This is a genomic window from Anaerosacchariphilus polymeriproducens (assembly GCF_003363435.1).
Lineage (GTDB): Bacteria > Bacillota > Clostridia > Lachnospirales > Lachnospiraceae > Anaerosacchariphilus > Anaerosacchariphilus polymeriproducens.
In genome coordinates this window covers 19447-32852 of sequence record NZ_QRCT01000050.1, presented here as the reverse complement: position 1 = coordinate 32852, position 13406 = coordinate 19447, and the positions used below count along the sequence as shown (strand labels likewise).

Below are 13406 nucleotides of genomic sequence, written 5' to 3'. Positions count from 1 at the left end.
CTACAACCGAAATAATCTTTTGTCAAGATGAAAATGAAAAAAACCGAGGCTATTTTTGCCTCGATTTTCTAATGATTTATTTAGACATATTTCTGCATTCCTCTGCACATGACTGACAGATTTTTGCACATTTCTGGCAATGATCGTCTTGAAACTTGGAACAATCCTGTGCACACTGGTCGCAAATTTGTGCACATAGCTGACAATGCTGTGCTGAAAACTGTCCGTTCATGGACATCATAGCTACTGACATTTGACACATCATTGCACATTCTGTTAACATACTGATGCAGTTTCTTCTCTCGGCTACATCAGGTTCATTTAAACATGCATGAAAACATTCATAACATGCCTGAGTACATTTTGAACATGCATCAATACATGGCTGGTATTTTTCGATAACTTTTGTTAATGACATTCTTCTTACTCCTTTGTTTTTATTGTATTTCTTTAATATTATCTACTTACTTTTCATTTTTATTCTTTTCTATATACAGACATCCATCTTCTTGAAGCTGCGCAAAAAATACTTCTTTTTCAGATTTTATATTTTGCTTTTTTAACTGCTCTTTCAGCCAGATTTCATTTAAATTATACTCTGCCAGATTTTTTTTCATAATGGTACCATCCACTATTATTTCCGACGGCAAATATTTGGAAGGATATACTTTAATATTCATATTTTCTTTTGTTACTTCTAATTTTTCTGATTTTTTCATAATACTTAATCTACCGTTCGCTTCAAGAATTGCATAGTCCACATCTTGAACGGAAAAAATACTTCTTTCTCTTAACATCATTGACACATCATCCATATTTAAACGACAGGCTTTTAATGCTTTTTTAACCAATGTTCCATTTTTTATAATAATTGTCGGCTGTCCATCAACAAGAACTTTAAAATTTGGCCATTTTAAAGAAATAAATCCTATTATTCCGGCTAAAATGACCCACCAAAATAATCCAACAAACTTATATAACGTATGTTCAGATTCTATAATAATACTAGCCGCAACATTTCCTATCGTTATTCCTACGATATAGTTCAAAAATGTTAATTGACTCATCTGCCTTTTCCCTAACAGCCTGGTCAAGAGCAATAAAAAAATGAAAATGGCTGTCGTTCTGATAATTAATGCTATATAATCATTCATTTATACCTCTGCTTTTTCTATTTAGTATGCTCTTTTTTCAACAATCTATGCTTAATTACAAAACATTTACCTTAGCTAAAATATAATTCGGAGATCTTTTCCGAAGTACGAACAGCCAATGCCTGAGTTGTTAGTGTGGGATTCGGCCCACCCAATCCGTTAAACAAAACACTATTATCTGCTATGAAAAGTCTTTTGACCTGAAATGCCTCGCAATTTGTATCTGTAACATAACCCATTCTCATGGTACATGCGATATGTATAAAGATATCAGGAGGCCAATTCGAACGTATTACGATTTTAGCTCCGGCCTTTCTTAAAATATCAGAAGAAATATATGCCAGTTCATTTCTTTTTTCCTGATCAATTTTATTTGGAATATATTTTATCACCGGAATAGAACCATTTTCATCTTTTATAACAGGATCGATAGTAACATAATTATTGGGATTTACTTGATCATCTGTAAATATTAATATGCTTAACGTCCTTTTATAATCTTTCATGAATACTTTCAGTTGTTCCCCTGTTACCAAGCCTTCTACATCCCATGGCTCCGTTTCAGTAACCCTGTTATAGATACTATTTCCTTTATAGCTGGTTCCATATAGCAAAGAAGAATATAATCCGGGACTAAATCCAAAAGTTTCTGCGACACCAAGCCCTGGATAATCGAATCTTGCAGCTGCATTTTGCCCAACAAATGGTTTAATTTCTCCAATTCCTATCGCATCTAATAAAACTTCTTCATCAAATATCCCAGATACACAATCAAACCAATGATTGATTAACCCTTTACCAACCCATTCATTAAAAGGTAGATCTGAATTTAGCCAAAGACGAGGACTTTCTACTCCTCCGGCTGACATAACAACTACTTTTGCTCTTACTTCTACTATTTCTCCTGTCCAGGTATCCCTGTATAAAACACCAGCTGCATGCAGACCTTCGTTATCTGCATCTGTTAATACCTGTATTACAAATGCGTTAGGACGGATTTCCACATTACCGGTGCGAAGTGCACGGGGTATATAACTTACTAATGTAGATCTTTTGGCTACCCCTTCTACCGTAGGACCTATATGGCAGCCATTCACACAGTGACCCCTTAACGTACATCCTACCGGCTGCAAATTAGGATTCACTGACTCTGTACCCTCTCCATTTAAATTAGGACGCAGTATAGCATTGGGCTGCGGACGATAGCCAGGAGTTCTTACATCTTTGGAATCTAATAATTCCCAGCCCGCTTTCGCTGCACCGTAATAAAAAATATCTTCTTTAGGTGTAGAAGGAGCAGAGGCAACAGGCAAAGCTGCTTCTACTTTTTCATAATACGGAATTAATTCTTGATAGGAAATAGGCCAGACATTATCAACCGCTTCCGGAAATGCACGAGGAGAATTTGCAAAATAGTGCAGTGTGCTTCCACCGACTCCGGAATTCTGCCAGGAAAAGCCTCTATCACCCTGTATACGCGGCCATGAAGGTTTTTCTCTATTTGCAGGTCCCCATCGAAATTTCCCATATTCAAAATTATTCATATCATCTTCTAAGTCTGTAAAATTTTTTTTCAAAATCTCAATACTTAAATCTTCATAACTTGAACTACTTACCGCTCCATGATCCGCATTAGGATCTGGCCACTTTTTATTACCATACCAAGGTCCTGCTTCAAGTACTAAAACTTTTATTCCTTTCTGACCTAATTCATTAGCTGCAACAGCACCACCGCCACCTGCACCAATAATAACAACATCAGCGTCCATTTCTTTCTCCCATTCTAATTTTAAAATTCATTGAGTATCTCTTTGTTTATTTGATTATACTCTTTTTCATAGGAAATATAACTAAAAGCAGGTCCGGGATAATCGACCTGTTCCCAGCTTAATGGATAAAATTCTAAAATCCGCTGATTAGGATTATTTAAACGTGTAGTACCGTAACCAAACCATTCCGAGTAATATCCAAGCATCGTAAATCTAATTAAGGAGGAACTTAGTCTCTCCTCCCAATTCATAGTTTCTAATATGTTAGCCTTGATATAATTTAAAACCATAGTTAAATATTCTGCAGTTAAAAAATCCAATGCACCATAATACATGTTAGTACCATATAATTGTGCAAGATCCGGTGTCCGGGGTATCATTGCATTTACTAGTGCTTCTAGTCTTAAATACCTATAATTATATTTACCATTACTTATAAAATTTTCACTATTTTCCAATTAAGCTCCTCCTTGATATGCATTACCCAATTTCAGCAATTCGTGATACTGCTACATAAATAGCAGAAATTTTATACCATGTGGGCAGATCCACGATTCCTGATGCCGGCATGCCAAAAACTTCTTGAAATTTTTTTACTGCTTCTTGAGTTTGTTGATCAAACTGTGAATTGACTGCTACTTTTGGAATTGCCGTATACGCCTCCGCAATTTTATTCAGTTGTTCTTGTATCATTCTAACATTCGGGCCGCTAGAACCCAGAGTCAAATTACTTCCGGGCCAAGATACCGGAACTCCTGCAACCTGGGTAGCCGAATTGATGAACATGGTATCACCGTAAAAATGACGCAGAATTTCAATTGCGCTCAAACCTTGTTCTCCTAAATCTTTTGAGCCCCACTGTGTCATCCAGTTCGGACATTCGACTTTATAGCCATCACAATATTGGGTCAAAATCGGTTGTTTCACATTGGGTCTGGATAAATAATTTACGAAAATTTCATCAACAATTAATCCAATATTATCAAAAATATTTCTTCCATTAATCCATTTGTGATCAAATGCTGTCGACGAAGTTATTGTGAAATTGTAGCCTTTATTTCGATACCATTCTGTGTACACCCTGTTTAATGTAAAAGATAATATTGCTAATACATTTGCATAAATTGTTGGATCCGGCCACGTAGCATAAATTTCACTAGATGCAACATTCTTAATATAATCTCTAAATCGAATATAATAATTCTTAGCAGCTGTATCAGTAGGTGGTCCATCATGTACAACTACAAATTCAGGTATGACGACCTGCTGCAATACAATTTCGCCGGTTTCTGTTGTAGGTTTAATTTCCGCCTCAGCAATTTTGGGAGGATAATCACCATATAATGTATGCGGTGGTATTACATACAATTCAGGCTCGCTCAATTCGCTCTGCACACGCAAAGACGCATCCTGAACTGCCGTTACCTCTGGTAATACTTCAATATTAGAAACAGTGACCGGAACAAAATTCTCTGCATTTATTGTCAAAGTATAATCGGAATAAGGCTGCGCTGTCGAACCAGGTTCATAACTATATTCCATTGCAGGTGCAGGTAAAATAATTTCATCCGTAAAACCTAAATTGTTCGTTTGAAACTCTCCTAAAACAGTTCCTGGCGTTGCAGTTGATGAAACTTGAACAGTTGCACCCTCTATCGGCATAAAATTTTCACTCGTACAATGAACCCGCAGATTCCCAAAATACTGCGTATCTAACTGTGCCGGGTATACTATATTCCTGCTGCCTTTAACGTCTGTTTTATTTTTTTTATATTCACCCATACTTTATTAATTCCTTTTATACGAATTTAACTTATTTTTATATGATATTCAAAGATAATTTATAGTGTTACTTATTAACTCTTCCTTAATAAGTATATAGAATATTAAGATACTCAGTATCATATGATATATCAAAGTTTTCGTTAGACTTGGAGAAATTATGGATTTTCAGCAAAGTGAGACATATAAAAACTTATTGAAAGCTTATGAAGCAGAACTTCTTACCAGTGCAAAATTCGAAATTAACGCTGACATAGCTCAGTATGAAACCTATATAGAAATTAGAAATCTCTTTATGTTTACTGCTAATAACAATAGGCAGCATGCCAGAATCTGGTTGAGAAAAATGAACCAGGGGAATTTACCTACTACAGTCCAAAATCTTTTAGAATCTACCCGAATCGAAACACAGATGGCAAGTGATATGTATCAACAATTTGCTGAAACTGCCAGAAGAGAAGGTTTTCTTGAAATTGCAGCACTATTTAGCGGAGTTGCCAATATAGATTATTTTCATGCTGCAACATTCTCAACGATTTATGAAAATATAATGAATGAGCAGTATTTTTGCAAACCCGTTAATGTACTTTGGATATGTCTACAATGCGGCAATATTTTATCGGGAGAATGTGCCCCCTTAATTTGTCCTGTTTGCGGATTTCCACAAGGTTATTATAAATTGTTTCAAAATGTATATTAGAAAGGTCTTTTTGACTAATAAACTGCTTATCTTTAAGTAACTTTATTCTATATGATACATATATTATTTTATGTAAAACCTAGAAGGAGATAGAGAAATGGCAAATTGCAGAATGCCAAATAAAGAAATGTATGATATAGAATACAATAATAACATGAATTGTATCCCACAAGAGATGATGATAAAAAATGTAAGATTAGCCGCTGCCTATGTGCCTTATCAATTTATGTGCTCCCTATATAGTCCTATGGATGCTCTGAAAAAAGGGACTGCATTTCCTGAATTATTCAGTCCATATAATGGTTCAGATCAGCGTTATTTCAGTCAACAAAAGGAGGGTCTATTTTGAGAAACGACAGTATGAACTTAAAAAAAGAAATTTCAGCAGTCCATGTAATGTTAGTAGATCTGAAATTGTATCTCAATACTCATCCTTCTGATCAGGAAGCGCTATCCAAATACAATGCTTATGTGAAACAATTGAGCCATCTGACCGATGAATACAATCAGAATTATGGTATGATTAGTTCTCATAGTATGAGTCCTTATCCGTGGCAATGGATCAACGAACCTTGGCCTTGGGATTATGAAGCTAATTTTCGTTTATAATTTTATTTGAGCAAAGAGCTGATGCAGCACATCAGCTCTTTTTATTGGAAAAATTCAGTACGTAATGCATTAAATACATTGTAAATATCTAATATCCCATAACCCCATTCCCTGTTAGGGTATTCTACATCAGTCTTTCTTCTGGCTCCTCTCAACAATAATTTTTTTAATTCTATCGTACTTATATTTGGTATCGCTTTACTAGTATTCGCCCATTCTAATATCATAGCAGTAACTCCGGCAGTATGCGCAGCTGCAACACTGGTTCCAGTATAAGCCACAAAACCATTTCCAGGTGCAGGACCTATTACATTCACACCGGGAGCAGCTAAATCCGGTTTAATTGCATTGGTTCTTGTATATCCTCTACTGGCAAATAAATATAAGCTTTCATCAATATCATTATATGCTGTGACAGTAATAGGTACAAATGTATTTCCAAGCGCTAATACCGTAGTATAGATATCTGGATCTATAAAAAAAGTATCATCTGATATAAACTTATCCATAGGCAGCCACATGTGAAACCCTCGATTTAAGTCTCCTTTTTCAAATACATTTATTCTCCAGATACCAGGAGATGGTTCTACAAAGCGAAATAAAAAAACCTGATCTCCCGTTTGAGTTTCAACCAATTCATTAAGCAAATATATTTTCGTTCTTTCAAATATAAAAGATATTTCAGTTACATCACTTAATGAAACAGGTACTCTAGGCACATATTCACCGGATGGAGAAATAATATCTACCGAATAAATATTGGGAGACTCTCCCCATAACTCTAAAATCATACCCTTTTCATTGTTTCCAACCATAATTTCTACAGCATCGCTGCCTCTTCTTTGATCAATACTTCCATAATAATGTCTTCTTTCATTTCCCTCATTTCCTGCTGCGACCACAACTCCAATTCCGGGTCTGGAAGCAATCTGAGAAAGTACATCACATAATATACCTCTTCCATCATGTCCCCCTTTCGAAGAACCTACTGCTATGCAAATCACCAATGGCCGTTTTAATTCATTTGCAGCCTCTAACAAATAGTATAATCCAAACAAAATATCTACCTCAGAGTAACATACAGTACCTTCAGGAATCAAAAAAAATTCTCTCAAATAAGATTTGGCTTGTTTTAATTTTACAACTACTAATTCAGAATCCGTTGCAATTCCATAAAAATTGCTTTCCGGCACCTCATTTCCAGCTGCAATACCGGCCACCATTGTACCATGGCCATTTTCGTCCATACTTGGTACGATATTAAAAGGTTGTTCGCTTTTTAACGCCAGATTAATATCTTCTTTCGTATATTCGGTTCCATACTCAAAGTTCTTTGGACTTTTATCACTGGAAATAGTCTGATCCCAAATTGAAACTATTCTAGTTGTATTGTCTGCATTCTGAAATACCGGATTTAAATAATCAATTCCAGTATCTATGACACCAATCAAAACCCCCTGACCTCTAAGACTATAATTTGAAATTCTTCTAATCCTTGGAATTCCTGTTGACTCAATACTTGAATGACTAATAATCCCAAAACAGTTCGGTATAATTGAATATCCCCACTTTTCAAAAAAATCTAACGTAAATAATTCAACAGGTATATGAACTACAGCATATAAGAAATTTATAATTTTTACAGCAGAATCAGGAAATTGTTCAAAAATAGATTCATCTCCACCATATTCTATAAGTATGTCTGCATATTGATCACTCATCATGCGTTCTTGTTCATCAGGCGGCATAAAAACCTCTTAGCTAATATTTTATTATATATTTTATGTTTCTTGAAAGAGATTATGATACTTTCAAAAAACATTTCGAACTTATATATAAATACATCATATAATAACCTATGAATATTACTTAAAGGAGTTTAATTAATGTGGACTTATGAAAAGATATTAGAATATCCAGTTAAAATTAAAAATCCCAATCCTGCTATGGCAACGAATATTATTTCTCAATACGGAGGACCTGATGGTGAACTAGGAGCTGCCGTAAGATATTTAAGTCAAAGATTTACTATGATTACTCCGGAAGCAATCGCTACATTAAATGATATTGGCACAGAAGAATTGGCTCATAAATGATTGACATTAACCACTAAACAAACTATTGACTAAACACCTAGAAATGTAATATTATGGAATAAAGTCAATTATTTAACTAATTGCGAAAACGAAAGAAAGAGGGAAGGATTTTGGAAAAAGAAACGAAATATTGTAAACATTGCGGTGAAATTATTGATATTGATTGTATTATTTGTCCCAAATGCGGTAAGCAAGTAGAGGAATTGAAAACGGATGATAAAAATATAGTAATTAATAATACTGCTTCAAGCAATGCCTCTGCAGTTACAAATGACAAAGTAAGAAGATTGCCGTGGTACTTAAGAACTTTCTGGATAATTGTTCTTGGTATATTAACTTGTGGTACTTATTTTATTATCGGAATTATATTAAGAATTATGTGGCGATCTAATAATTAAAAATTAGTCGATTAAAATAACTTTACTTTCAACCGGTCTACATATATATTAAAAATGTCTCACCTATTACACATACATGCCCTGCGCTATTGCGTGGGGTTTTTTAATTGTAGAATTATGTCAACATAAAAATATTGCAAGGATAAATCTTTCATTTTATAATGTATGTTGTAAAAAAGTGTTTTCTAGTATAGTGCATGTAACTATAAAATGGTATTCTAAGGAGGAAATAATGAAATTAACATTACCTAAAAACAGTAACATGTTGAATAAAGAAGAAATGATTGACGTATCTGGTGGAACAGCAGTTCAAACTAAGATAGCTGAATTTATTGGTGGCTATATAATCGGGAAGGGACTTGATTGGGTAATCGCTCATAAAAACGAAATATGGAATAATTTAAAAAGAGGTCCGAAAGCAGACGATCCAATGAGGCAAACAGAATATTTTAAAATCTTTAGTCATACATGTGATACATATCGAAAGAAATAAGGCGGTACTTTGATGGATATAGCAGTTAGGTTTATTTTTACTTATATTATAAGTCGTATAGCTAGAGGAATTATTGAAGATAACACAAGCCTGTTTACTGGCAATTTCATTCAAAATTTCTTTTTCGACTTATTAATATTCGCTATTACTTATGTTATTGTATCTTTGATACAAGGAGCAATAAAAAAACTAAATAAAGACAAGTAATTAGGACGGTTCGCAATGAACCGCCCTTTTATTGTTCTTTTTTTCTATTATCAATATAAGGTTCGTTTTTGTCTATAACCCAATCTCTCCCCATTTTTCTGGCTGTTTTGAATGAACCTCTCGCTGCTCGCTGTCTGGCTGTGGCTGTTGTAATTCCGTGCATCCTTGCGTAATCTGCAAGTGGGATTAATTCCTCCATATTATTCACTCCTTTTCCGTTTATCATATAATCTAAATAATAGATATGTTATCATGCAAGTCGCGTATGTGGTTGTGAATCCGTTTATTATATTGTTCTTAGTAATAATTGATATTAAAAATAGTGTCAAATAAATTCCAAATAATATTTTATTTCTCATTGAAATTCCTCGCTTTCTATGTTAAAGTTAGGGGAGAGGGAGAAGTACTCTCCCCCATTGTTTAGTTTTTGAAAAAGATGTTTCTGATAATCTCACATATCATTGTTGCGACCACAACTTTGATGATTTCGGAAATGTCTTTTTTCAGTTTCTTCTTTTGCTTTTTCTTCATCCTTTAACCTCCTTCATTTGATATATTTATTATACTACTTTAAAGTAGTGATGTCAACACTTTCCAATAAACTTTTTTAAAAATTTGCAATAAAAAAGAGGTGGATTTCTCCACCCCTCTAATTATAATGTACTATTCAGTGTATTAAATCCTGTGATACCATCTTGTGATATGTTATGATTCGCTTGCTGTCTTATTACAGCATTTTGAGTATTAAAGCCATAATATTTATCATTTTTGGTACTGACGTTCGTCTGAATGTAAAATACAACGTTGCCTTTATTTTTTGGTGCTTTCCAGATGTTTCTTCCTTTAGAATCTTTATCGGGCACCTTGCAAATAACCTTTCTCATGGCTTGTTCTGTCTTTTCGCCCTTATAGCCATCTACATATAGCTTTCTTCCTTCTGCATCTGCATAACCGTCTTTATTTAACATAGTTTGTAAAAACTTAGTATTTGCGAATACTGTCTTATTTCCTTTTAGACCATCTTCAACTAACTTCTTGCCCTCATTGTCCCGATAACCTTTTTTGTTCAAGAATTTTTGTAAAACTTTAATTGCGACAATATCATCATTTACTACCACTTTCGCTTCTTCCTTTTGAATCACAGGAATAGAACCGCCCCATGATGCGAAGTATCGGCTTGGTGTGCCATATCTAGCTTGCAGACTGCTCCACGTTCCATAGGTCTCAAGTTGAAAATGTGGTTTATCCTTGATGCTTGTCCAATCACCTCCCCAGAATAAACCTAGTGACTTTCCTACCTGTCCTACTTTTGTAAAGAATCCGTCAGTATCGTTGTATGCGCCTGTTCCGTCATTTCGGCAAAAGTCAAAAGCTATGCCCCAACAATGGTTGGAACGTGGGTATGTAACATTGGTAATAATAGAGCCTGCTCTTGTCCTGCCTTGTGCATATAAAGCGTCTTGTTCATCTTTGGTGCGCACACAATCGGTTATTTTAATGATTAAACCTTGTTCTCTGCATTTTTCTACTAACCTATTCGCTATTGCTTGCACCTCTGGTTGTAATGCTGTGATGTCTCTCATACTCTATTCCTCACTTTCTGCTTTTTGTTTTAATACATTTATTGCGTTTGTTAGCACACCTGGTAAAGGTACGCCCATTAAGCCAGCATTTTCTGTGATGCTAATAGCTTCATTTGCAACATATCCTAAAATGACTGTATTTCTTATAAAATCGATTCCTGTAACCTTATCTAGTTGAGTTGCTACCAAAACAATTAATAGAACCATGCCTTTGCGACACAAGCCTTTCCATCCTGCTCTACTCTCTAAGGCACCTGTTTCAGTTTTTCCTGACTTTTTAAACACTCCTGCCACAATAAGACCAGTGATGTAGTCAGCAATCATAAGAACTATTAATATTTGTAATGTCATGTCAAATCCTCCAAGTAATTTTGATAGTCCACTTCCTGCAACTCCGAATACTGTTAATAAAATAATTTTAAAGCTGTTGATTTTTTCCATGATAATTCCTCTCTTTCTGTTTTTTGTAATAAAAAAAGACCGTTTAGGCCTTTATAAACTTGCTATTTCTTCACTTGTCAATAAGTGATTATATATCTGAATGCTGTTGTATCTACCACTGAATGGTGTTGAAGTTCCAGAAGCATTTGAGATTGTTTTTAACTGACTTGCATTGATTGCATGAGTTACCGTAGTCGATAATGTCCCATTTGTGTAAATAGTAACGGTATTATTCGCTAGGGATACATTGAGCACTATTTTATTGCTTGCATTTTTAACATATGTTGTTGATTTCTGCTCCGAATAAGTCCAATTTGAAATAACTCGGCAACAACCCATATCATAGTTCCATGCATCTACAAAAAATAATATATTGTCGTTTTCGTCACCTCCTGTTATAGTGTCGGAGCCAATAGCCAATAATAAGGAATCGTCTGTCAAATCGTCTGGTATATATGCATCTACAACAACTGCAAAGTCTGTTTTTGTACCAAGATTTAAGCCTGATACATTGAAGTCAAACTTACCATTGACCACAACTCCGCTAGACGCTGTGACAGGGCTTGCTAAGTTTGCCGGAATATTAGTTATATTATCTTTCCACGTATCACCTGTAATTCCTAGTTCATTTGCTTCAAATATTAAACCGGTGTCAACTGCTACGGAAATTGTAACATTAAATACAAGTGTTTTGGTTTGGTCTGCTTCTGCTTTTGCAGTAACCGTACAAGTTCCAATTCCTGCGCCAGTAATATAGCCATTAGAGACCGTTGCAACTACTTCATTGCTCGAACTCCAAATAATGTTTTTGTTTTCCACGGTATATGGATAAACACTCGCTTTTATCTGCTGATAGGCTCCCACTGTTGTCGATACTGTTGTCGAATCTAAAGTGATGATACTTTGCACTGTATTGGAAAATACTGCGAACCTTTGAGTGGTATAAAAGTTAAGAATCTTATTAGCCACATACTGCCCATGCAGTTTTGCCCCTGTATCATTTGGGTGTAGACCATCCACAAGCGTCAGATCTGCATTCATGGTTGTAATACCACAATTATTACAATCTATAAAATTAACAGATAACCTCTTGGCCACCTCCTGCAATATGATTCCTGTCGAAAGTGCAACTTTATAGTCCTTGACATTGATTGCGCTCTGAATTGGTGATAACAGGAAAATATCTGCATTTGGATATATCTTTTTCAAAGTTTCTACAACATACCTGGTTGCTCCGAAAATGTTTTTTCTGTCAACAGTTTCTAAGTTAACAACACCTCCTGCGTTTGTGTAAAATGGTTCCATTGCCGTGTAAAGCGTATCTGCGGAATAAATCGTTGCTATGCTATCATTCGTTCCTGCACTTATAACTATCGCATCCGGGATGTAATTTTGCTGATTTTCAACTACATTTTTAAGCTGGGAGTAAATCGTATTTGTTGAGTCGTTACGATCTCGCCAAGTCGCACCATTCACCGCCATATTTGTTGTAGTAATTCCTAAAATATTTGCCACATATGAAATATAACCATTGGGGTTTGCCGTAATGGAATCCCCCATAAACAAGAACTTCTTTCCTTTAACCGGTGTTGATTCCGGTATCTGTATTTCGTTTATTGTTTCTGTAACATAGTCTTTTGTTGCATATCCGGTCAAATCAACGGTTGAGCCTGTACCTTTTGGGATATTAGCAGTTTTTACACCGTCCCTATCTTCTACCTTTATCGATACCCCTGTGTCTGTTTCCTCCACGGATATAGTAGGTACAATATGGCTTGTGTCTGTTACAATCTGCGGAATAACACTAATGGCTCCATTAATAAAGTTTTTAGACACTGTTATTAATTCTTTCGGCTTCGTAATATATACATACCCTGTATTACTCAATTTTCCATCTATAATTTCTTTATTTGTACAAAGTAATATCACTTGTACTCTACCCGGTGTTCTTGTGATACTTGAATCAATTGCAACCCCATATTTATCATCTAATTCTTTTAATATGTAGTCATTCGTCCCACTTCTACCAAAACCGGCATAAACAAAATCATTTATATTTGCATCTGTCTGGAAAATCAATTTTGTTATATTGCTTTCGTACTGTTGCAAAGTTATTGGTTCAGAACAAGTTAAAGCTTGCTCTTTTTGCGTTATAGTAATTTCTCTCATGTCTC

15 protein-coding genes and 1 pseudogene are annotated in these 13406 nt (G+C 35.0%); 6 read left to right on the top strand and 10 right to left on the bottom strand.

Annotated elements, in window-relative coordinates; genetic code table 11:
- Window positions 1–76: 76 nt before the first annotated feature.
- The 5 genes from DWV06_RS15600 to DWV06_RS15580 all read right to left on the bottom strand — a co-directional run bounded on the left by DWV06_RS15600 (window position 77) and on the right by DWV06_RS15580 (window position 4705).
- Window positions 77–418: a four-helix bundle copper-binding protein gene (locus DWV06_RS15600; protein ID WP_115483122.1), complete on the bottom strand. Its 342-nt coding sequence runs from the start codon at window positions 416–418 to the stop codon at window positions 77–79.
- A 46-nt stretch (window positions 419–464) separates the two neighbouring features.
- Window positions 465–1154: a DUF421 domain-containing protein gene (locus tag DWV06_RS15595; protein ID WP_115483121.1), complete on the bottom strand. Its 690-nt coding sequence runs from the start codon at window positions 1152–1154 to the stop codon at window positions 465–467.
- Between the two features lie 71 nt (window positions 1155–1225).
- Window positions 1226–2923: a GMC family oxidoreductase N-terminal domain-containing protein gene (locus DWV06_RS15590; protein ID WP_115483120.1), complete on the bottom strand. Its 1698-nt coding sequence runs from the start codon at window positions 2921–2923 to the stop codon at window positions 1226–1228.
- A gap of 20 nt (window positions 2924–2943) precedes the next feature.
- Window positions 2944–3381, bottom strand: a complete 438-nt coding sequence (locus DWV06_RS15585) for a hypothetical protein (RefSeq protein ID WP_115483119.1) — start codon at window positions 3379–3381, stop codon at window positions 2944–2946.
- Between the two features lie 22 nt (window positions 3382–3403).
- Entirely contained in the window at window positions 3404–4705 is a 1302-nt protein-coding gene (locus DWV06_RS15580; RefSeq protein ID WP_115483118.1) for a peptidoglycan-binding domain-containing protein, read from the bottom strand.
- Between the two features lie 160 nt (window positions 4706–4865).
- On the opposite strand from DWV06_RS15580, the gene DWV06_RS15575 reads away from it, so the two are divergent.
- From DWV06_RS15575 to DWV06_RS15565, 3 genes are all read left to right on the top strand, one after another.
- Window positions 4866–5405, top strand: a complete 540-nt coding sequence (locus tag DWV06_RS15575) for a rubrerythrin family protein (RefSeq protein WP_115483117.1) — start codon at window positions 4866–4868, stop codon at window positions 5403–5405.
- Window positions 5406–5502: 97 nt separating this feature from the next.
- On the top strand, window positions 5503–5754 hold the full coding sequence (locus tag DWV06_RS15570) for a spore coat associated protein CotJA (RefSeq protein WP_235828987.1): 252 nt from the start codon (window positions 5503–5505) through the stop codon (window positions 5752–5754).
- Window positions 5751–6014 (top strand): spore coat protein CotJB, encoded by a 264-nt coding sequence (locus DWV06_RS15565; RefSeq protein WP_235828986.1) that lies wholly within the window; start codon window positions 5751–5753, stop codon window positions 6012–6014. The genes DWV06_RS15570 and DWV06_RS15565 overlap by 4 nt, the downstream gene beginning before the upstream one ends.
- 41 nt (window positions 6015–6055) lie before the next feature.
- On the opposite strand, the gene DWV06_RS15560 is transcribed toward DWV06_RS15565, so the two are convergent.
- Window positions 6056–7762, bottom strand: coding sequence for a S8 family peptidase (locus DWV06_RS15560; protein ID WP_115483116.1), 1707 nt, complete (start codon window positions 7760–7762; stop codon window positions 6056–6058).
- 138 nt (window positions 7763–7900) lie between these two features.
- On the opposite strand from DWV06_RS15560, the pseudogene DWV06_RS15555 reads away from it, so the two are divergent.
- The 3 genes and pseudogenes from DWV06_RS15555 to DWV06_RS15545 form a co-directional block, all read left to right on the top strand.
- Window positions 7901–8104: pseudogene (locus tag DWV06_RS15555) on the top strand (manganese catalase family protein); the annotation flags it as partial.
- A 116-nt stretch (window positions 8105–8220) separates the two neighbouring features.
- Window positions 8221–8508, top strand: a complete 288-nt coding sequence (locus DWV06_RS15550; RefSeq protein WP_115483114.1) for a hypothetical protein — start codon at window positions 8221–8223, stop codon at window positions 8506–8508.
- Between the two features lie 232 nt (window positions 8509–8740).
- The gene (locus DWV06_RS15545; protein WP_115483113.1) at window positions 8741–9001 is read left to right on the top strand and encodes a hypothetical protein; all 261 of its coding nucleotides are present in this window, start codon (window positions 8741–8743) and stop codon (window positions 8999–9001) included.
- 235 nt (window positions 9002–9236) lie between these two features.
- Here DWV06_RS15545 and DWV06_RS18455 read toward each other — a convergent pair whose 3' ends face one another.
- From DWV06_RS18455 to DWV06_RS18710, 4 genes are all read right to left on the bottom strand, one after another.
- Window positions 9237–9407, bottom strand: a complete 171-nt coding sequence (locus tag DWV06_RS18455; protein WP_155522643.1) for a hypothetical protein — start codon at window positions 9405–9407, stop codon at window positions 9237–9239.
- A gap of 454 nt (window positions 9408–9861) precedes the next feature.
- Window positions 9862–10791: a M15 family metallopeptidase gene (locus tag DWV06_RS15535; RefSeq protein ID WP_115483111.1), complete on the bottom strand. Its 930-nt coding sequence runs from the start codon at window positions 10789–10791 to the stop codon at window positions 9862–9864.
- 3 nt (window positions 10792–10794) lie between these two features.
- Window positions 10795–11232 (bottom strand): phage holin family protein, encoded by a 438-nt coding sequence (locus DWV06_RS15530; protein WP_115483110.1) that lies wholly within the window; start codon window positions 11230–11232, stop codon window positions 10795–10797.
- A gap of 51 nt (window positions 11233–11283) precedes the next feature.
- Complete coding sequence (locus tag DWV06_RS18710; RefSeq protein ID WP_115483109.1) at window positions 11284–13401, bottom strand: GDSL-type esterase/lipase family protein; 2118 nt, start codon at window positions 13399–13401, stop codon at window positions 11284–11286.
- Window positions 13402–13406: the final 5 nt, after the last annotated feature.

Bases quoted from the DNA above. Each gene is read 5' to 3' on its own strand.
- DWV06_RS18455 (WP_155522643.1), bottom strand. From the start codon at position 9,407: ATGGAGGAATTAATCCCACTTGCAGATTACGCAAGGATGCACGGAATT.
- DWV06_RS15580 (WP_115483118.1), bottom strand. From the start codon at position 4,705: ATGGGTGAATATAAAAAAAATAAAACAGACGTTAAAGGCAGCAGGAAT.
- DWV06_RS15535 (WP_115483111.1), bottom strand. From the start codon at position 10,791: ATGAGAGACATCACAGCATTACAACCAGAGGTGCAAGCAATAGCGAAT.
- DWV06_RS15545 (WP_115483113.1), top strand. From the start codon at position 8,741: ATGAAATTAACATTACCTAAAAACAGTAACATGTTGAATAAAGAAGAA.
- DWV06_RS15570 (WP_235828987.1), top strand. From the start codon at position 5,503: ATGGCAAATTGCAGAATGCCAAATAAAGAAATGTATGATATAGAATAC.
- DWV06_RS15530 (WP_115483110.1), bottom strand. From the start codon at position 11,232: ATGGAAAAAATCAACAGCTTTAAAATTATTTTATTAACAGTATTCGGA.
- DWV06_RS15560 (WP_115483116.1), bottom strand. From the start codon at position 7,762: ATGCCGCCTGATGAACAAGAACGCATGATGAGTGATCAATATGCAGAC.
- DWV06_RS15595 (WP_115483121.1), bottom strand. From the start codon at position 1,154: ATGAATGATTATATAGCATTAATTATCAGAACGACAGCCATTTTCATT.
- DWV06_RS15600 (WP_115483122.1), bottom strand. From the start codon at position 418: ATGTCATTAACAAAAGTTATCGAAAAATACCAGCCATGTATTGATGCA.
- DWV06_RS18710 (WP_115483109.1), bottom strand. From the start codon at position 13,401: ATGAGAGAAATTACTATAACGCAAAAAGAGCAAGCTTTAACTTGTTCT.
- DWV06_RS15575 (WP_115483117.1), top strand. From the start codon at position 4,866: ATGGATTTTCAGCAAAGTGAGACATATAAAAACTTATTGAAAGCTTAT.
- DWV06_RS15590 (WP_115483120.1), bottom strand. From the start codon at position 2,923: ATGGACGCTGATGTTGTTATTATTGGTGCAGGTGGCGGTGGTGCTGTT.